The organism is Saccharopolyspora gregorii (assembly GCF_024734405.1).
Classification (GTDB): Bacteria; Actinomycetota; Actinomycetes; order Mycobacteriales; family Pseudonocardiaceae; genus Saccharopolyspora_C; species Saccharopolyspora_C gregorii.
The window spans coordinates 3,222,110-3,241,627 of record NZ_CP059556.1; the positions used below are offsets into that span (position 1 = coordinate 3,222,110).

The 19,518-nt window shown below is 73.0% G+C and carries 14 protein-coding genes and 1 tRNA gene; 9 read left to right on the top strand and 6 right to left on the bottom strand.

What is annotated here, in order from left to right:
• Window positions 1–153 precede the first annotated feature (153 nt).
• From nrfD to H1226_RS13895, 4 genes are all read right to left on the bottom strand, one after another.
• Window positions 154–1,095 (bottom strand): NrfD/PsrC family molybdoenzyme membrane anchor subunit, encoded by a 942-nt coding sequence (gene nrfD, locus H1226_RS13880; RefSeq protein ID WP_258341087.1) that lies wholly within the window; start codon window positions 1,093–1,095, stop codon window positions 154–156.
• On the bottom strand, window positions 1,092–2,030 hold the full coding sequence (locus tag H1226_RS13885; RefSeq protein ID WP_258341088.1) for a 4Fe-4S dicluster domain-containing protein: 939 nt from the start codon (window positions 2,028–2,030) through the stop codon (window positions 1,092–1,094). Before H1226_RS13885 ends, nrfD begins: the two co-directional genes overlap by 4 nt.
• 11 nt (window positions 2,031–2,041) lie before the next feature.
• Entirely contained in the window at window positions 2,042–5,341 is a 3,300-nt protein-coding gene (gene fdh, locus H1226_RS13890; protein ID WP_258341089.1) for a formate dehydrogenase, read from the bottom strand.
• Between the two features lie 97 nt (window positions 5,342–5,438).
• Complete coding sequence (locus H1226_RS13895; protein WP_258341090.1) at window positions 5,439–7,163, bottom strand: MFS transporter; 1,725 nt, start codon at window positions 7,161–7,163, stop codon at window positions 5,439–5,441.
• Between the two features lie 120 nt (window positions 7,164–7,283).
• On the opposite strand from H1226_RS13895, the gene H1226_RS13900 reads away from it, so the two are divergent.
• Window positions 7,284–7,937, top strand: a complete 654-nt coding sequence (locus tag H1226_RS13900) for a TetR/AcrR family transcriptional regulator (RefSeq protein ID WP_258341091.1) — start codon at window positions 7,284–7,286, stop codon at window positions 7,935–7,937.
• A 111-nt stretch (window positions 7,938–8,048) separates the two neighbouring features.
• Here H1226_RS13900 and selD read toward each other — a convergent pair whose 3' ends face one another.
• Both selD and H1226_RS13910 read right to left on the bottom strand, forming a co-directional pair.
• On the bottom strand, window positions 8,049–9,038 hold the full coding sequence (gene selD, locus H1226_RS13905; protein ID WP_373690077.1) for a selenide, water dikinase SelD: 990 nt from the start codon (window positions 9,036–9,038) through the stop codon (window positions 8,049–8,051).
• Between the two features lie 167 nt (window positions 9,039–9,205).
• Window positions 9,206–10,378 carry an acyl-CoA dehydrogenase family protein gene (locus tag H1226_RS13910; RefSeq protein WP_258341093.1) on the bottom strand — a complete coding sequence of 391 codons (1,173 nt, stop codon included), beginning with the start codon at window positions 10,376–10,378 and terminating at the stop codon, window positions 9,206–9,208.
• Between the two features lie 108 nt (window positions 10,379–10,486).
• On the opposite strand from H1226_RS13910, the gene H1226_RS13915 reads away from it, so the two are divergent.
• The 8 genes from H1226_RS13915 (at window position 10,487) to H1226_RS13950 (ending at window position 19,474) form a co-directional block, all read left to right on the top strand.
• On the top strand, window positions 10,487–11,125 hold the full coding sequence (locus H1226_RS13915; protein ID WP_258341094.1) for a TetR/AcrR family transcriptional regulator: 639 nt from the start codon (window positions 10,487–10,489) through the stop codon (window positions 11,123–11,125).
• Between the two features lie 93 nt (window positions 11,126–11,218).
• Window positions 11,219–11,314, top strand: a tRNA-Sec gene (locus H1226_RS13920).
• 51 nt (window positions 11,315–11,365) lie between these two features.
• Entirely contained in the window at window positions 11,366–11,761 is a 396-nt protein-coding gene (locus H1226_RS13925; protein WP_224969086.1) for a DUF5313 family protein, read from the top strand.
• A gap of 51 nt (window positions 11,762–11,812) precedes the next feature.
• A complete protein-coding gene (gene selA / locus H1226_RS13930; RefSeq protein ID WP_258341095.1) occupies window positions 11,813–13,108 on the top strand; it encodes an L-seryl-tRNA(Sec) selenium transferase in 1,296 nt (431 codons plus the stop codon).
• A complete protein-coding gene (selB, locus tag H1226_RS13935) occupies window positions 13,099–14,874 on the top strand; it encodes a selenocysteine-specific translation elongation factor (RefSeq protein WP_258341096.1) in 1,776 nt (591 codons plus the stop codon). Before selA ends, selB begins: the two co-directional genes overlap by 10 nt.
• A gap of 86 nt (window positions 14,875–14,960) precedes the next feature.
• A complete protein-coding gene (gene ku, locus H1226_RS13940) occupies window positions 14,961–15,908 on the top strand; it encodes a non-homologous end joining protein Ku (RefSeq protein ID WP_224963300.1) in 948 nt (315 codons plus the stop codon).
• Between the two features lie 13 nt (window positions 15,909–15,921).
• The gene (gene ligD, locus H1226_RS13945) at window positions 15,922–16,824 is read left to right on the top strand and encodes a non-homologous end-joining DNA ligase (protein ID WP_258341097.1); all 903 of its coding nucleotides are present in this window, start codon (window positions 15,922–15,924) and stop codon (window positions 16,822–16,824) included.
• A gap of 127 nt (window positions 16,825–16,951) precedes the next feature.
• A complete protein-coding gene (locus H1226_RS13950; protein ID WP_224963254.1) occupies window positions 16,952–19,474 on the top strand; it encodes an ATP-dependent Clp protease ATP-binding subunit in 2,523 nt (840 codons plus the stop codon).
• Window positions 19,475–19,518: the final 44 nt, after the last annotated feature.

Sequence of the window (19,518 nt, forward strand, 5' to 3'; positions counted from 1 at the left end):
GGTTCCCGGGCGCGTCGTGCGGGGCCGGTCGTCGGACTCCGACCGATCATGCATGGCCGAACCCTACACGGCCGGGTGAACCGCTCCGGCGCGTTTCGGCAAGATCGTTCCGCGCGGGTGGGCCGCGTCGGCTCCGCTCGCGCGGTGCCCGGTCTACCCGTCTCCTCCGGTGGACGCGGGAGCACCGGCGTTCGCCCGTTCCCGCTGCGGCACGACGGTGTAGCGGGGGTCGCGGGCGGTGACCCGCCCGGCTTCGAAGATCCCGAAGCGGGCGGCGGCCCCGGCCGCGGCCAGGCACGACCCGGCGACCGCCGCGATCCGCCGGTCCCGCCCGGCCAGCGCCGCCGCGGCCGCACCGGCCCAGGTCAGGATCCGGGAGGCGCGCAGCAACCGGCCGGGCGTGCCGGTGTCGTAGGCCTCGGCGGCGAGCCCGGCGCGCTGCAGCATGCGGTGCTCGGCGGCCAGTTCCAGCGCGGACCCGGTGATCGCCATCCGCCGCGCCGGGGCGGCCTGGGCGGTCGGGGTGGCGAGCAGGGCGATACCGCCCGCGCTGGAGACGGCGCTGCCGGCGAACACGAACGGCAGCTCCCGGTGCACCTCGTGCCAGCCGGGCACGGCGGTGTCGGCCAGCAGCACCGCGGTGTAGGTGGTCATGGCGGGGCCGAGCACGGCGGCGGCGGCGCCCGCGAGCCTGCCGGTGCCGGGCAGCAGGCCGGTGAGGTCGCTGGCGGCCGCTGCGGCGGTCAGCCCGGAGAACGGGGCGAGGATCCAGGAGCCGACGCTCAGCGGCGAGGTCGGTTTCAGCACCCGCAGCATGTTCAGGAACCGCAGCGGCCGCCCGAGGTCGTGCACGAGCGCGAGCACGCTGGCCCCGGCGCCGGCCGCGGCGGCGACGCGCCCGGTGCGGCGCAGCTCGGGCCGCCCGGTCAGGTCGGCCAGCGCCGCCATCACCGCCGAGCCGCCTGCCAGCCCGCCGAGGAACAGGTAGGCGGGCACGTCGGGGACCTTCCAGGTGGGGCTCTTGATGATCTGCCGCCCGTAGTAGGAGCGGAACTCGGCGTCGGGCACGATCGATTCCCCGCGGCGCCTGCTCATCGCCGTCCCCGCCCGGCGAAGCAGACCGCGACCAAGGCGGCGGCGGTGCCCGCGGCGGCCGCGGCGTGCCGCCACATCGCCGGCAGGTCGCGGGTGGTCACGACCGGGTCGGGTGGCAGCCCGTAGACCTCGGGTTCGTCGAGCAGCAGGAAGAACGCGCCGTCCCCGCCGACGCCGTCGCCGGGGTCGTGGCCGTAGAGGCGGGCGCCGGTCTCACCGCGTTCGTGCAGTTCGTCGACACGGCGGGCGGCGCGGGCGCGGAGTTCGTCGAGCGGCCCGTACTGGATGGACTCGGTGGGGCAGGCGGTGGCGCAGGCGGGGGCGAGCCCGGCGCCGAGCCGGTCCTGGCACAGGGTGCACTTGAACGCGCCGCCGTCCCCGGGCCGGATGTCGATCACCCCGTAGGGGCAGGCGGGCACGCAGTAGCCGCAGCCGTTGCACACGTCGTCCTGCACGAGCACGGTGCCGTGCTCGGTGCGGATGAGCGCCCCGGTGGGGCACACGTCGAGGCAGGCGGCGTGGGTGCAGTGCTTGCACACGTCGGAGGACATCAGCCACCGCACCCCGCCTCCCCCGCCGCCGGGCGAGCCGTCGCCGGGCGAGCCGTCGCCGGTGGACCCGTCGCCGGTGGACCCGTCGCCGGGTGGTCCGAGGCCGGGCATGCCGAGGTCGGTGGCGGGCAGCTCCTGTTCGACGAACGCGACATGCCGCCAGGTGCTGGCACCGAGGTCGCCGGTGTTGTCGTAGGACATGCCGGTGAGTTCCAGGCCGTCCTCGGGCAGCAGGTTCCACTCTTTGCAGGCCACTTCGCAGGCCTTGCAGCCGATGCAGATGCTGGTGTCGGTGAAGAACCCGACGCGTTCGGGGTGCTCGGCGTAGCCGGCGTCGGCGGCGGGGTCCTCCAGCGGTCCGCTGAGGCTGGTGCGATCGACCACGGCTGGCTCCCTCATCGTCCGGTGTCGCGGGGGTCGTCGGCGTGTTCGGTTCCGGTGCGCCCGGTGATGCCCGCGCGCCTGCGGTGCTCGGCGACGAGCTCGGCGAGCGCGGGGCCCCTGGGGCGGCGGCCGGGGCGGATGTCGCAGGTCCCGGCCTTGGTCTCCATGATGTGCACGTTCGGGTCCAGGGACACTCCGATCAGTTCGTTGGCGGCGTCGCCGGTGCTCAGCCCGTTCGGCCCCCAGTGCCAGGGCAGCCCGACCTGGTGCAGGGTGCGGTCGCCGAGGCGCAGCGGCCGCAGCCGGCGGGTGATCAGCACGCGGGCTTCGATGGCGCTGCGGGCGGTGATGATGGTGGCCCAGCCCAGGTGCCGCAGGCCGCGTTCGGCGGCCAGTTCCGGGGAGACCTCGACGAACATGGCGGGGGCGAGTTCGGACAGGTGGTGCAGCCAGCGGCTCATGCCCCCGGCGGTGTGGTGCTCGGTGAGGCGGAACGTGGTGAACGCGTACGGGTAGACCTCGGCGCCGGGTTCGCGCCCGCTGGGCTGGTAGCGGTTCTCCGGGCGGGAGAGGGTCTGGCGGGCGGGGTTGCGCTGCTGGCGGTCGTGCAGCGGGTTGGCCAGCGGTGATTCCTGCGGTTCGTAGTGGGCGGGCAGCGGCCCGTCGACGAGCCCGGCGGGGACGTAGAGCCAGCCGCGGCCGTCGCTCTGCATGATGAACGGGTCGGTGCCCGCGAGCCCGGCGGGCCCGGTGGCGCCGTCGGGGGGCCGGTAGCCGGGGTGCTTGTCGGTCTCGAAGTCGGGGACGTCGTGCCCGCGCCAGCGCCCGGCGTCCTCGTCCCACCACACGTAGGCCTTGCGGTCGCTCCACGGCCTGCCCTGCGGGTCGGCGGAGGCGCGGTTGTAGAGGGCGCGGCGGTTCGCCGGCCACGCCCAGCCCCAGTCGGGGGCGACCCAGTTCTGCTCGCGTCCGGGGGTGCGGCGGGCGGCCTGGTTGGTCTCCTCGGCGTGCACCCCGCTGTAGATCCAGCAGCCGCAGGAGGTGCTGCCGTCGGCGCGGAGTTCGGCGTAGCCGGACACGGTGGTGCCGTCGGGTCCGGTGCCGTTGATCTCGCGGAGCACGGCGTCGGCGCTGGGTTCGGCGATAGCGCCTTCGGTCGGGTAGTCCCAGGTGAGGTCGAGCAGGGGCCGGTCGTTCTCCTGCTGCTCGGGGGTGCGCCGGTCGCGGCGGGCGGTGAGCTCCTCCCGGAGCCTGCGGCCGAGGTGGTAGTAGAACCACAGGTCGCTGCGCCGGTCCCCGCGGGGTTCGACGGCCTTGTGGTGCCACTGCAGCAGCCGCTGGGTGTTGGTGAACGAGCCGTCCTTCTCGGTGTGGGCGGCGGCGGGCAGGAAGAACACCTCGGTTCCGATGTCCGGTGTGGACAGCTCGCCGTTCTGGACTTCGGGCCCGTCCTTCCAGAACGTGGCGGTTTCGATCATGTTGAGGTCGCGGACGACGAGCCAGTCGAGGTTGGCCAGCCCGAGCCGCTGCTGCCGCGAGTTCGCGGTGCCCACCGCCGGGTTCTCCCCGATCACGAAGTAGCCCTTGACCTTGCCGTCGATCTGGTCGGCGACGGTCTGGAAGGTGCCGTGGTCACCGGTGAGCCGCGGCAGGTTCGCGAAGGCGAAGTCGTTGTCGGGGGTCGCCGCGTCCCCCCACCAGGCCTTGAGGAGGCTGACCACGTAGGAACGCATGTTCGCCCAGTAGCCGCGGGCGTGCTCGTCGGCGGCGACGAACGCGTCGAGGTCGTGGTCGGTCTGGGCCTGCGGCATCGGGATGTAGCCGGGCAGCAGGTTGAACAGCGTGGGGATGTCGGTGGAGCCCTGGATGCTGGCGTGCCCGCGCAGCGCGAGGATGCCCGCGCCGGGGCGGCCGATGTTGCCCAGCAGCAGCTGCAGGATGGAGGCGGCGCGGATGTACTGCACGCCGACGGTGTGATGGGTCCAGCCGACGGCGTAGGCGATGGTGGTGGTGCGGTCCCGCCCGGAGTTGCTGATCAGCGCGTCGGCGACCCGCTGGAACTCGGCCCGCGGCACGCCGCAGGTCTGCTCGACCATCTCCGGGGTGTAGCGGGCGAAGTGCCGTTTGAGCAGCTGGAACACGCACCGCGGGTGCTGCAGCGTCGGGTCGGTCTCGGGGGTGCCGTGGTAGACGGGCCCGCCGGATCCGGCGCGTTCGGGCCGGCTGCCCGCGCGTTCCCGGCCGTGCGGGCTGGCGGGCCGGTCCTCGCGTGGTTTCTCCCAGGACACCGCGGAGAGCGCTTCGGCGCCCTCGTACTGCCAGCTGCTCGGGTCGTAGGCCCCTTCGTCGGGGTCGAACCCGGAGAACACGCCGTCGAGGTCCTCGGTGTCGGCGAACTCCTCCCCGATGATCATGGCGGCGTTGGTGTAGTTCACCACGTAGTCGTGGAAGTGGGCGTCGCGTTCGAGGACCTGGTGGATCAGCCCGCCGAGGAACGCGATGTCGCTGCCCGCGCGCAGCGGCACGTGCTGGTCGGCGACCGCGGAGGTGCGGGTGAAGCGCGGGTCGACGTGGATGACGGTGGCGCCGCGCGCTTGGGCCTCGGTCACCCACTGGAAGCCGACGGGGTGCGCTTCGGCCATGTTGGAACCCTGGATGAGGATGCAGTCGGCGTTGGCCAGGTCTTGCAGGAAGGTCGTGGCCCCTCCCCGCCCGAAGGAGGTTCCCAGACCGGGAACCGTGGAGGAGTGTCAAATGCGCGCCTGGTTCTCCACCTGGATGGCGCCCATGGCGGTGTAGAGCTTCTTCATGAGGTAGTTCTCCTCGTTGTCGAGGGTCGCTCCTCCGAGGCTCGCGATGCCCGTGGTGCGCCGCAGCGGCCTGCCTTCCTCGTCGGCCTGCTGCCAGGTGGCGTCCCGCGTGGCCAGCACGCGGTCGGTGATCATGTCGAGTGCGGTGTCGAGGTCGAGGTCCTCCCACTCGGTGCCGTGCGGGCGCCGGTAGCGGACCCGGTCCTGCCGGGTGGGTGCGGTGACGAGTTCGCGGCTGGCGGAGCCCTTGGGGCAGAGCCTGCCGCGGCTGATCGGCGAGTCCGGGTCGCCTTCGATCTGGGTGATCTCGCCGTCGCGCACGAACACCTGCTGCCCGCAGCCGACGGCGCAGTACGGGCAGATCGAGCGCACGACCCGGTCGGCGTCCTGGGTGCGGGCGCGGAGCGCGTCGGTGCGGCGGGAGCGGGCGGCGGTGCCGCGCCCGAGCGGGTCGGGTCCGGTGAGCTGGCGGACCAGCGGCCAGTTCAGCCACTGCGGCATCCGGCGACCTCCTCCCGCGAACGACGACGGCGGGTGCCCGATTCCCCATCGGACACCCGCCGCGGCGGTGGTGCAAGCCGGTCGTGCTCGCCGCTGGTCAGCCGCTGATGTTCTCGGCGGGCCGGTCGTCGTCGCGCTCGGCGGTGGCGCCCGCGGCCGGGTCGGGCTCGGTTCCGGCGTCGTCCGCGGCCTCGGGTGCCGGGGTGCCGGCCTGGGTGGCCGTGCGCGGCATCCAGATCCAGGCGATGAGCGCGGCGAGCAGGATCAGCGCGGCGCCGGCGAGGTTGGCGAAGCGCATCCCGCCCATCCAGGACACCACGACGTCGTGGGCCAGGGCGGCGCCCTGCTGCCCGAGGGACGCGGCGACCTGGAGGCCACCGGGCAGCGATTCCTTCGCCATCGCTTGGGCCTCGGGCGGCAATCCGGCCACGGCCGGGCCCAGCTGGGTGGAGTAGGCGCTGCCGAGGACGCTGCCCAGCACGGCGACGCCGAGGGAGGCGCCGACCTCGCGGGTGACGTCGTTGGTGGCCGAACCCATGCCGGCGCGGGCGCGCGGCACGTTCGCCATCAGCTGGTCGGTGGCCGGGGCCATCGCCAGCGACATGCCGCCGGAGGTCAGCGCCAGCGGCAGCAGCAGGTGCAGGTAGCCGGAGTCGGCGGTCAGGGTGCTGAGCCCGGCCATGCCGCAGGCGGCGAGCACCAGGCCGGCGGCGATGGTGGTGCGCGGGCCGAACCGGCCCACGATGCGCCCGACCTGCGGGGCGACCAGCACCATCATCACCGACATCGGCAGCATGGCCACCGAGGAGCCCAGCGGCGAGTACCCGAACACCAGGATCAGCGTCTGGCTCAGCGAGAAGAACACGCCGATCATCGCGAAGAACACCAGGGTCAGCGCGACCGCGGAGGCGGAGAACCCGGCGTTGCGGAACAGGTCCATGTCCAGCATCGGGTCCTTGACCCGCCGTTCCCAGGCGACGAACGCGCCGACGAGCAGCAGCCCGACCACGACCATGATCAGGGTGCGGGGTGCGGTCCAGCCGACGTGCTGGGCGTCGATGAGCCCGTAGACGACGACGGTGATGCCGACGGTGGACAGGATCGCGCCGCCGATGTCGATGCCGCCGTGCCCGCCTTCGACGGGCGCGTCGCTGCCCGCGTTCTTCGGCACGTAGCGGATGCTGGCGATGACGGCCACGACCACGACGGGCACGTTGATCGCGAACACCGCGTGCCAGGTGCTGACCTCCAGCAGCAGCCCGGCGATGACCGGGCCGAGGGCGGTGCCCGCACCGGAGACCGCGGCCCACACCCCGACCGCCTTGGTGCGCTCGGAGCTGGGGAACACGCTGGTGAGGATGGACAGCGTCACCGGCATGATCATCGATCCGCCGAGGCCGAGCAGCCCGCGGGCGGCGATCAGCTCGGCGCTGGAGCTGACGAAGAAGCACACGTACAGCGACACCGCGCCGAACAGCACCAGCCCGGCCTGCAGCATGAGCTTGCGCCCGTAGCGGTCGGCGAGGGTGGAGGTGGTGAACAGCAGCCCCGCGAACACCAGGGCGTAGGCGTTGCTGAACCACTGCTGGTCCGACAGCGAGGAGCCGAGGTCCTGGGACAGGAACGGCAGGGCGACGCCGAGCGAGGTGTTCGCCAGCATCGTCGCCGACAGCGCCAGGCACAGCACCAGCAGCGTGGTCCAGCGGCGGCGATAGACCCCCAGGTCGATGCCGTCGGCGACGGCGCGGCGCTCGCCTTCGGTGTTCGGGCCTTCGGTGGGGTGCGCACCGCCCGAAGCCGACTCGGGGTGGGTACCGGACACGAGGTCTCCTCATTTCGCGTGCGACAGGATGCCCACCCACGTTATGTCACCACTGCCATTTGTCACTCATGACATCAGTCACCGTTGACGGAACGTGCACACCGGGTGAACCTGGGTCGCATGACCGCCGCACCCGTCGAACCCTCCGCCGAGCCCGTCGACCGCAGGCGGCGCCGCACCGCCCGCACCCGGGCGGGCATCGAGGAGGCGGCGCTGCGGCTGTTCACCGAGCGGGGCTTCGACAACACCACCGTCGAGCAGATCGCCGAGGCCGCCGACATCGCCCCGCGCACCTTCTTCCGCCACTTCCCCAGCAAGGACGCGGTGCTGTTCGGCGATTCGCTGCGCGAGCAGGAGCGGATGCACCAGGTGCTGGCCTCCCGGCCCGCCGACGAGCACCCGATGCGCAAGCTGGCCGCGGCCATGTTCGACACCGCCGAGCGGGTGCAGGCCGATCGGCGCCAGCACCTGATGCGCGCGCAGCTGCTGGATTCCCTGGAGGCCGGGGGCGACTACGAATCGCACCTGATGCACCGGCGCTGGGTGCACGAGGTGGCGAGCAGCCTCGCCGAGCACTGCGGTGGCGGCGAACCCGATCCGCGGCTGTACACGTGGTCGATGCTGATGATGACCTGCTTCGGTTCGGCGATGCGGTCGTGGCTGGTGCGCACCGACGGCGCGACGCTGCCCGACATCCTCGCGGAACTGCTCGCCGAGACCTCCGCGGGCCTGCGCGAGGTCACCGCGGACCCGATCGGCGGTCCCCTGCCCTGACCCGTTCCGGCCCGGACGGGTGCGGGCCGGGGTTCCTCGCGAACCTGGTCGCGCCGCCACACCACCCCGACCCGGTCGGGCGGCGGTGGGCACCCGCAGCCGCGTACCGGGTCAGCGCACGGTGATGAGGTGTTCGGTGCGGGGGACCAACTCGCCGATGACGGGGGCTCCGGGGATCTCACCAGCCACCAGCAGCCCGCCGGAGGTCTGGGCGTCGACCAGCAGCAGCGCCTCGCCTTCGCTGGTGGCGGCGAGGGAGCAGTGCGGGCGCACCCAGTCGAGGTTGCGGTGCGTGCCGCCGCTGACGTGCCCGTCGCGCAGCGCCTCCCGCGCCCCGTCCAGGTAGGGCACGGCGGCGGAGTCGAGGACGGCGGAGACCCCGCTGGCGCGCACGAGTTTCAGCAGGTGCCCGAGCAGCCCGAACCCGGTGACGTCGGTCGCGCAGCGCGCCCCGGCGGCCAGCGCGGCGGCCGAGGCCTCGGCGTTGAGCTCGGTCATGGCGGCCACGGCCTGCGGGAACACCTCACCGGTGGCCTTGTGCCGGGTGTTGAGCACGCCGATGCCGAGGGGTTTGGTCAGCGACAGCGGTAGCCCGGCGCGCCCGGCGTCGTTGCGCAGCAGCGCGTCGGGGTCGGCGGTGCCGGTGGCGGCCATGCCGTACTTGGGTTCGGGGTCGTCGACGCTGTGCCCGCCTGCGACGGGGCAGCCCGCGGCGCGGCCGACGTCGAGGCCACCGCGCAGCACCTCGCGGGCCAGTTCCAGCGGGAGCCGGTCGCGGGGCCAGCACAGCAGGTTGATCGCCAGCACCGGGCGAGCGCCCATCGCGTAGAGGTCGGACAGGGCGTTGGTGGCCGCGATCCGGCCCCAGTCGTAGGCGTCGTCGACGACGGGGGTGAAGAAGTCCGCGGTGCTGACCACCGCCTGCCCGGCCGGGTCGATGCGGACCGCGGCGGCGTCGTCGCCGTCGTCGAGGCCGACCAGCAGCGCCGGGTCGGGCACGCCGCGCAGGTCGGCGACGACCTCCTCCAGCTCTCCGGGCGGGATCTTGCAGGCGCAGCCGCCGCCGTGGGCGTACTGGGTGAGCCGGTACCGGGTGGGCACGTCGAGTTCCGTCACGTCACCGACCGTATCCACCTCGTCGACCCGGTGCCCGGTTCCCGGGGCGGAGCGACCCGTTCGCGGCCCGTCGGGCGCGGCTCGGCGCAGTTGCGCACGTCGGTGGCCCCGGCGGCGGCGCGGGCGGGACCACCGGGCGCCGCCGGGTGCGGTCAGAACCGGATGACGCTGGACGGTTCGGCGACGGTGCCGGTGAGCTCGTGGCGGCCGATGTAGACGTTCTTGGCGTCGACGGGGTCGTGGGAGGCGAAGGTGCGGGCGTTGCGCCAGAACCGGTCGTAGCGGTGGGCGTGGGAGGTGCTGCGGGCGCCGGTGATCTCGTGGATCTCGGCGGCGGTCTCGAGGGAGGCCTCGACGGCGGCGACCTTGGCGCGGAAGCAGTCGACGGTGGTCTCGTCGGTGTCCTCGGCGCCGGTTTCGAGCCGGTCGGCGGCGGTGTGCAGCAGGGCGCGGGAGGCGGCGAGCCTGCTGGAGGTGGCGCCGATGCGGCGCAGCACCAGCGGGTCGTCGGCGGGTCCCGAGAAGCGGGGCAGCGAGCCGCGGGTCATGGTGCGGGCGTGCCCGAGCAGGGCATCGAGGGCGCCTTCGCCGATGCCTTGCAGCAGCGCCGCGTGCAGCAGCATCACCGCGCCGAGGAACACCGGGGAGGGCGTGGCCGGGGCGGGCCGGTGGTGGCCGTCGGGGGCGAAGACGTCCCGGTAGGTGAGGGTGCGGCTGCGGGTGCCGCGCTGGCCCATGTTGTCCCAGTCGTCGTGGGCTTCGATCCGCGGGTCGTCGAGGTCGACCAGCGCTTGGTGCGGGGCACCGTCGAGCAGGCAGCGCACGAGCGCGGCCCCGCCACCGCCGCTGTTGGAGTTGAAGGTCTTGGTGCCGGTGACCAGCACTCCCCCGTCGACGCGGCGGGCGGTGACCGTGCCGGTGGTCCCGGTTTCGGCGACGGAGGAGACGAACCGCAGCCCGTCGTGCAGCACCCGGTGCGCCAGCTCCTCCCGGGTGCCGCGCGGCAGTCCGTTGCCGGGGCCGAACAGTTCGCGGGCGACCAGGGCGGTGGTGAGCCAGTTCTGCCCGGTGGGCCCGTCGCCGGCGCTGATCTCGCGGACGGCGCGGATGAGGGTGCCCCAGCCGCCGCGTTCGGTGCCGTCCCAGAGCCCGCCGTGGGCGGCGGGCACGACGAGCCGGGCGGTGCCGAGTTCGGCGAGCAGCGCGAGGTTGCCGGTGGGGTCGGCGTTGTCGCGGTCGGCGGCGAATCCGCCTTCGGCGAGCCGCGGGCGGTGCGCCCGGATGGCGTGCAGCAGCGCGGTGCCCTCGTCCTCGGGGGTCGGCATGACGAACCTCCAAATGCGAACGTGAATTCTCGTTCTCGAATATAGCGGGCGGTGGGCGCCACCCGTCAAGGACGAACCGGCCCGATCACCGCCGATACGATGCGGGCCATGACCGACGAGCCGGACCCCCAGGCGCACTACCGGCAACCCCGCCAAGCCCGCAGCGCCGCCACCCTGGCCCGCGTCCTGGAAGCCGCCGAAGAACTCGCCTTCGACATCGGCCTCGAACAACTTACGATCACCGGCGTCGCCGAACGCGCCGGAGTGTCCGTCGGCTCCATCTACCGCCGCTTCGACGGCAAGGACCAACTCCTCGCCGCCCTCACCGACCGGATGCTGCACCAGCGCGAAACCGACCTCGCCGACGCGCTGCGCACCGCCGAACCCACCCTGCCCGGCGTCCTGCACGCCTACACCGACGCGCTGCTGCGCTCGTTCACCTCGACCCGATCGCTGTTCCCCTACCTGCTGCGCGCCCACGAGATCGACGTCCTCGACCGCGGCGCCCGCACCATCACCGAAGTGCACCGGCTGCTGATCGACGCCGCCACCCCGCACACCGGCGACATCCGCCGCGACGACCCCGGCGCCGCCCTCGACGCCGTCGCCCGCGCCCTGCTGGGCGCCTGCTTCCACAACTCGGTGCGCCCCGACCGGCCCGCCGACGAACCCACGATGCGCCGCTACGCCGACGAACTCGCCGAAATGGGACTCGCCTACCTGCGCACCCCCGACCGCGAACACTGACCCCGCGCACCGACCCCACCCTGGGCAGCGGGCCCCGGGCAGCGCGCCCCACCCGCCCGGCGTAGGTTGGGCGCCGCCCGCACGACGGGCAGAGGAGGCGTCAGGGCGCCTGGTGGCCCCCGCGGTCTTCAACACCGACGTGGCCGAGCACCTCGGCCAGGCGGGTTCGATTCCCGTCCGCCTCCGCCACCGGCCCAGCGCCCACCGGCCCAGCACCGCACGCCGACTACACTGCCCGCCGTGGCGATCGAGCGGCCCGGACCGGTGCGCTGGCTGTACTACCAGTACGGCGGCACGCTGCCCCCCACCTACCGCGACTGGGTGCTGCGCGACGCGACCTGCTCCACCTGGGTGCTGCGGGTCTGCCTGCGCGGCCTGCTGCACGTGCTCCCGCTGATCGCGCTGCTGTTCGGCGTGCTGTGGTGGGCCGGTGGATCCTGGCCGATCGCACTGGGCTCCGTGCTGCTCGGCGTGCTGGTGGTGCTGCGGATCGTGCTGACCAGCTCGGTGGAGAGCGTCGACGCCCGCCTCGCCCGCCACGGCTTCCCACCCGGCCACGCCTCCGCGGTGCGCTCCCAGCTGGACGCCGACGCCGCCGCCCGCTACCGCGCCACCTGGCGCGGCGAACACTCCTGATCACGCGATCGCGCGCAGCACGACCCCCGCCGGGCTCCTAGGCTGCGCCGCATGGACGCGCGCCGCCGGATCCCCGCCACGGACCGGGTGCTGGCCGACCCCCTGCTGCACGGCGCCGCCGACCGGCTCGGCCACGACGTGGTGCGCCGCGCCGTGCACGACGCCCAGCAGCAGGCCCGCCACGGCCACCTGCCACCCGAGCAGGTCGCCGCCGCCGCCCGCGCCGCACTCCCCGACACCGCCTGCGGCATGCGCCGGGTCATCAACGCCAGCGGAGTGCTGCTGCACACCAACCTCGGCCGCGCCCCCCTCTCCGACGCCGCCATCGACGCGGTGCGCGCCACCGCGGGCACCAGCGACGTCGAACTCGACCTCACCACCGGACGACGTGGCCCCCGTGGCCGCGGCACGCGCGACGCCCTGATCGACGCCGTACCCGCCGCCGAAGACGCCCACGTCGTCAACAACGGAGCCGCCGCCCTCTCCCTCGCGGCCACCGCCCTCGCCGCGGGCCGCGAGATCGTGCTCGCCCGCGGCGAACTCGTCGAGATCGGCGACGGATTCCGCATCCCCGACCTGCTCACCGCCACCGGCGCGCGACTGCGCGAAGTCGGCACCACCAACCGGGTCCACCTCGCCGACTACCAGGACGCCCTCGGACCCGACACCGGCTTCGTGCTCAAGGTCCACCCCTCGAACTTCCGCATCACCGGCTTCACCTCCCACGTGACCGTCGCCGAACTCCGCACCCTGCCCGCACCCGTCGTCGCCGACATCGGCTCCGGCCTGCTGCACCCGCACCCCAAGCTGCCCGCCGAACCCGACGCGCAACGCACCCTCGCCGCCGGAGCCGACCTCGTCACCGCCAGCGGCGACAAACTCCTCGGCGGCCCCCAAGCCGGCCTGCTGCTCGGCACCACCGACCTGATCACCCGGCTGCGACGGCACCCGCTGGCCCGTGCACTGCGCGTCGACAAGCTCACCCTCGCCGCCCTCGAAGCCACCGTCCGCGGTCCCGCCACCCCCACCGCCCGCGCCCTCGCCCGCACCCCCGCCGAACTCCTCGACCGCGCCCGCCGCATCGCCGCCGCCCTGCGCGACCGCGGCATCGACGCCGACGCCCACGACAGCACCGCCACCGTCGGCGGCGGCGGAGCCCCCGGCGTCGAACTGCCCAGCGCCGCGATCACCCTGCCCGCCCGGTTCGCCACCGCCCTGCGCACCGCCCCCACCCCCGTGCTCGGACGCGTCGAACAGGACCGCTGCCTGCTCGACCTGCTCGCCGTCGCCCCCACCGACGACCACACCCTCATCGACACCACCGCGGCGGCCGACCGATGCACGTGATCGCCACCGCCGGGCACGTCGACCACGGCAAGACCACCCTGCTGCGGCAGCTCACCGGCATGGAACCCGACCGGTGGGAACAAGAACGCGACCGCGGCATGACCATCGACCTCGGCTTCGCCTGGACCACCCTCGGCACCCGCACGCTGGCGTTCATCGACGTACCCGGCCACGAACGGTTCGTGCCCAACATGCTCGCCGGCGCAGGCACCGCCCCCGCCGCCCTGTTCGTCGTCGCCGCCGACGAAGGCTGGCAACCGCAATCCGACGAACACCTCGCCGCGCTGCACGCCCTCGGCGTGCGCCACGCCCTGCTCGCCATCACCCGCACCGACCTCGCCGACCCCACCGACGCCGAAACCCGAGCCCTGCAGAACCTGGCCGCAACCACCCTCGCCGACCCACCGGTCGTGCAAGTCAGCGGCCGCACCGGCGCCGGCCTGCCCGCGCTGCGCACCGCCCTGGCCGAGCTCACCGACTCCCTGCCCACCCCCGACACCACCGGACCCGTGCGGCTGTGGATCGACCGGGCCTTCACCATCCGCGGCGCAGGCACCGTCGTCACCGGCACCCTCACCGCAGGCACCCTGCGCACCGGCGACCGGCTGCGCCTGCACCCCGCCGACCAGGACGTCGTGGTCCGCGGCCTGCACACCCTCGGCGAACCCCGCACCCACGTCACCGCCACCGCCCGGGTCGCGGTCAACCTGCGCGGCATCCCGCACCGGCAGGTCCGCCGCGGGCACGCCCTGCTCACCGAGCACGGCGGACACCGCAGCGACCTCGTCGACGTGCGCCTGCCCGAAACCACCGCCGCCGACCTGCCCCGCCACCTCGTGCTGCACCTCGGCTCCGCCGCCGTACCCGTCCGCATCCGCCCCCTCGGCACCCGCACCGCCCGGCTGTCCCTGGCCGCACCACTACCGGTGCGCATCGGCGACCGGGTGCTGCTGCGCGACCCCGGCGGCCACCACATCCACGGCGCCGACCTGCTCGACGTGCGCCCCCGCCCCCTGCACCGCCGCGGCGCCGCCCGCGACCGCGCCCGCGAACTCGACAGCATCCCCACCCGACCCGACGGCACCACCGCACCCGACGGGGCCGCCGAACTCCGGCGCCGCAAGCTCATCCGCCACCACGAGCTGCGCGCCATGGGCGCCGAACCCCCCGCCGACGCACCCACCGCCGCAGGCTGGCTGCTCGACCCGGCCCACCGCGACACCCTCGCCGCGCACCTCGTGCACCTGCTGCACGAACACCGCCACCAGCACCCGCTCGACGCCGGCATGAGCCTCGAAGCCGCCCGCCGCGCCCTCGACCTGCCCGACCCGGCACTGCTGGAACCACTCCTGCGCACCCCCACCGCCCGCGACGTGCACCGCGCCGACGGCAGGCTGCGCCTGGGCACCGCACCCTGGCCCCCCGAAGTCGCCGCCGCGCTGCACGCCCTGCACGACACCCTGCGCGCCGACCCGTTCACCGCCCCCACCGCCGACGAACTCCACGACCTCGGCCTCGGCCCCGCCGCCCTCGCCGCCGCCGCCCGCGCCGGAGAACTCCTGCGCCTGGCCCCCGGCATCGTGCTCGCCGCGGGCGCCGACCAGCACGCCTGCGACGTGCTCGCCACCCTGCCCCAGCCGTTCACCCCCGCCGACGCCCGCCGCGCCCTGCGCACCACCCGCCGCGTCGCCCTGCCCCTGCTGGAACTGCTCGCCCGCGACGGCCGCACCGAACGCCTCCCCGACGGCACCCACCGGCTGCGCTGAACACCGCGGACCGTGCGATCAGCCCAAGCGCGGCGCATCGTGGGGACATGACGGGCCGGGTCGCCCGGCAGCGAGGGAGGCACGTCATGGCACGCAAGATCTGGACCGGCTCCATCAACTTCGGCCTGGTGACCATCCCGGTCGGCCTCTACGCCGCCACCGAGGACCACAGCCCCTCCTTCCACCAGTACCAACGCGGCACCACCGACCGCGTCCGCTACAAGCGCGTCAACGAACGCACCGGCGACGAGGTCGACTACGGCGACATCGTCAAAGGCCGCGAAGTCGAGGGCACCCTGATCACCGTCGACCAGGAAGAGCTCGACGAGATCGCCCCCGGCCGCTCCCGCACCATCGACATCACCTCCTTCGTCGACCTCGACGAGATCGACCCGGTGCACTTCCAACGCACCTACTGGCTCGCACCCAACGCCAAGGAGAACCACCGGCCCTACGACCTGCTGCGCCGCGCCATGGAGCAGACCAACCAGGTCGGCATCGCCACCTTCGTGCTGCGCGGCAAGGAATACCTCACCGCCGTGCGCGCCGACGACGCCGCGCTCGCCCTCAACACGCTGTTCTTCGCCGACGAGATCCGCGACCCCGCCCAGATCATCGGCGACACCGCAGGCTCGGCACCCTCCGACAAGGAACTGGAAATGGCCGAGACCGTCATCGAATCCATGACCGGCGAATGGCACCCCGAGGACTACGAGGACACCTACACCGACCGCGTCGAACAACTCCTCGCCGACAAGGCCCGCGGCGTCGAACCCGCCGCCGAGGCCGAACCCGCCGCCGACACCGACGTCATCGACCTCACCGACGCGCTCCGCCGCAGCGTCGAACACGCCCGCGGCACCCGCAGCAGCAGCCGACGCGGCGGGCGCGGAGACGAACTCGGCGAACTCACCAAGGGCGAACTCGACAAGCGCGCCAAGGAACTCGGCGTCCGCGGCCGCTCCAAGATGAACCGCGCCGAACTCGAAGACGCCGTCCGCGACGCCACCCACGGCTCGCGCGCCGCGTCCTGACCGGAGCACCACCGTGGGACGCGTGACCGTGCGAGTGCAGGACCGCGAACTGACCCTGTCCAACCTGGACAAGGTGCTCTACCCCGCCTGCGGGTTCCGCAAACGCGACGTCATCGACTACTACCGGCGCATCGCCCCCGTGCTGCTGCCGCACCTGCGCGGCCGCGCCACCACCCTCATCCGCTACCCCGACGGCGTCGACTCCGGCTCGTTCTACGAGAAGGACGTCTCCCGCCACGCCCCCGACTGGGTCCCCACCGCCCGCCTGGTCAGCGGCGCCGACGGCACCGGCCGCGCCGTCAACCACCACGTGCTCATCGACGCCCTGCCCACCCTGGTGTGGACCGCGAACCTCGCAGCCCTCGAACTCCACGTCCCCCAGTGGACCGTCGGCGAACACGACACCCGCAACACCCCCGACCTGCTCGTGTTCGACCTCGACCCAGGGCCACCCGCCACCATCGTCGAATGCTGCCGCGCCGCCGAAATCCTGCACGAACGGCTGCGCGCCGACGGACTGCGCGCCTACCCGAAGACCAGCGGCGCCAAAGGCATGCAGCTGTACTGCCCGGTGCGCACCGAACGCCCCGACCGCACCTCCGCCTACGCCAAGCGGCTCGCCCACGAACTCGCCGCCGAACACCCCGACGCGCTGCTGGCGAAGATGAACCGCGCCGCCCGCACCGGCAAGGTCTTCCTCGACTGGAGCCAGAACAACCCCGCCAAGACCACCATCGCCCCCTACTCGCTGCGCGCCCGCGACCACCCCACCGCCTCCACCCCCCTCACCTGGGACGAAGTCCGCGCCTGCCGCGAACCCGACCAGCTGCGCTACACCGCCGACGACGTCCTCGAACGCGTCGACGACCACGGCGACCTGCTCGCCGACCTGCACACCGACCCGCACCCGCTGTGACCCCCACCCACCCCCGCCGCTCCGTGACGAGCCGCATACCGCGGAATGCCACCACCGCGCACGCGTGTTTGAGCCGACGAGACCCGCGGGAAGACAACGAGGAGTTTCACGGACGAGAGAGGTGACCATGACCGGCTTCTTCGGCTCCGGAGGGTTCGGTTCGAGCCCCTTCGACGACTTCCTGGCCCGCTACCTCTCCGGTGGCGACGGCCCGAACCAGCCCCAACGGGTCGACCTCACCCGCCTGATGAGCAGGCACGCCCAAGACCTGGTGGCCAACGCCGCCCGCCTCACCGTCGAACACGGCGGCCGCGACCTCGACACCCACCACCTGCTGTGGGCGGCCACCCGCTCCGAAACCACCCGCGCCATGCTGGAACGCGCCGGAGCCGACCCCGACCCGCTCGCCCAGCGCATCGAACAGCAGCTGCCCACCGGCGACGCCGTCGAACAACCACCCGCGCTGACCCCCGCGGCCAAGCGCACCCTGCTCGAATCGCACCAGATCGCCCGCGCCGTCGGCGCCTCCTACATCGGCCCCGACCACCTGCTGCTCGCGCTGGCCGCCAACCCCGAATCGCAGGCCGGGCGCATCCTCGCCGCGGCCCACGTCACCCTCGAATCGCTGCAGGCAGGCCCCGCCGATCCGGCGCAGCCGCGGCCCGACACCGCCGAGACCAGCAGCACCCCCACCCTGGAGCAGTTCGGCCAGGACCTCACCACCAAGGCCCGCGACGGCGGCCTCGACCCCGTCATCGGCCGCGACGAGGAGATCGAGCAGACCATTGAAGTGCTCTCCCGCCGCACCAAGAACAACCCGGTGCTCATCGGCGAAGCCGGCGTCGGCAAGACCTCCGTCGTCGAAGGCCTCGCCCAACGCGTCGTCGACGGCCAAGTGCCCGACGTGCTCCAGGACAAGCGCGTCGTGCAACTCGACCTCTCCGGCGTCGTCGCAGGCACCCGCTACCGCGGCGACTTCGAAGAACGCATGAACAAACTCCTCGACGAGATCAGCAAGAACCGCGACCGGCTGATCATCTTCATCGACGAGCTGCACACCGTCGTCGGCGCAGGCGGCTCCGACGGCGCCGTCGACGCGGGCAACATGCTCAAACCCAAGCTCGCCCGCGGCGAACTGCACGTCGTCGGCGCCACCACCCTCGACGAATACCGCACCAACATCGAGAAGGACGCCGCGCTGGAACGCCGCTTCCAGCCCATCACCGTCGACGAACCCAGCGTCGCCGACACCGAACGCATCCTCTGCGGCCTCCGAGACCGCTACGAAGCCCACCACCAGGTCCGGTTCCACGACGACGCCATCCGCGCCGCCGCCGAACTCGCCGACCGCTACATCACCGACCGGTTCCTGCCCGACAAGGCCATCGACCTCATCGACCAGGCAGGCGCCCGCAAACGGCTGCGCACCGGAACACCCGACACCGACCTGCGCGAACTCGAACAGCGCAACGACGAACTCAGCCGCGACAAGGCCCAAGCCATCGCCGAAGAGGACTACGAACGCGCCGCCAACCTCCGCGACGAGATCGTCGCGGTCCGCGAACGGATCCGGTCCCAACGCCAAGGCGGCGGCGGCATCCCCGTCGTCGGCCGCGAAGAGATCGCCGACGTCGTCTCCCGCGCCACCGGCATCCCCGCCACCCAACTCACCGAGCAGGAGAAGACCCGCCTGCTCAACCTCGAAGAACAACTGCACAAGCGCGTCGTCGGCCAGGACGAAGCCGTCCACGCCATCGCCCGCGCCGTCCGCCGCTCCCGCACCGGCATGGGCGACCCCAACCGGCCCGTCGGCACCTTCCTGTTCCTCGGACCCACCGGCGTCGGCAAGACCGAACTCGCCCGGGCGCTGGCCGAATCCCTCTTCGGCGACCAGGACCGCATGGTCCGCCTGGACATGAGCGAATTCCAAGAAGCCCACACCGCCAGCCGCATGGTCGGCTCCCCACCCGGCTACGTCGGCTACGGCGAAGCCGGCCAGCTCACCGAAGCCGTCCGCCGCCGCCCCTACTCGGTCATCCTCCTCGACGAGATCGAGAAGGCCCACCCCGACGTGTTCAACACCCTGCTGCAAGTCCTCGACGACGGCCGCCTCACCGACGGCCAAGGCCGCACCGTCGACTTCAGCAACACCGTGCTGATCATGACCAGCAACCTCGGCTCCGACATCATCTCGCAACGCTCCGGAGTCCTCGGCTTCTCCAGCCGCGGCCAGGAACAAGCCGACGAACCCGCCCGCGACCGCCTCATGGCACGACTCCGCGACGCGTTCCGGCCCGAATTTCTCAACCGCATCGACGAAGTCGTCATGTTCCGCAGGCTCGAAACCGACCAGCTGCACCGCATCACCGAACTGCTGCTCGGCGACACCCGCGAACGCCTCGGCACCCAGGACATCGAAGTCGACTTCAGCAACGCCGCCGTCGACTGGATCACCGAACACGGCCACCAACCCGACTACGGCGCCCGCCCGCTGCGGCGCACCATCCAACGCGAAGTCGACGACTCCATCTCCGAACTGCTCCTCGAAGGCAAGCTCGGCGAAGGACAACGCGTCGAAGTCGACACCTCCGGCGACCAGCTCACCTTCCAGATCAGGCCCGCCCTCGAAACCGGCGCCGGAACCTCCTGACCCACCGGCACCCGAAAAAAGTCAGCACGGAGGGTGACCGAGCC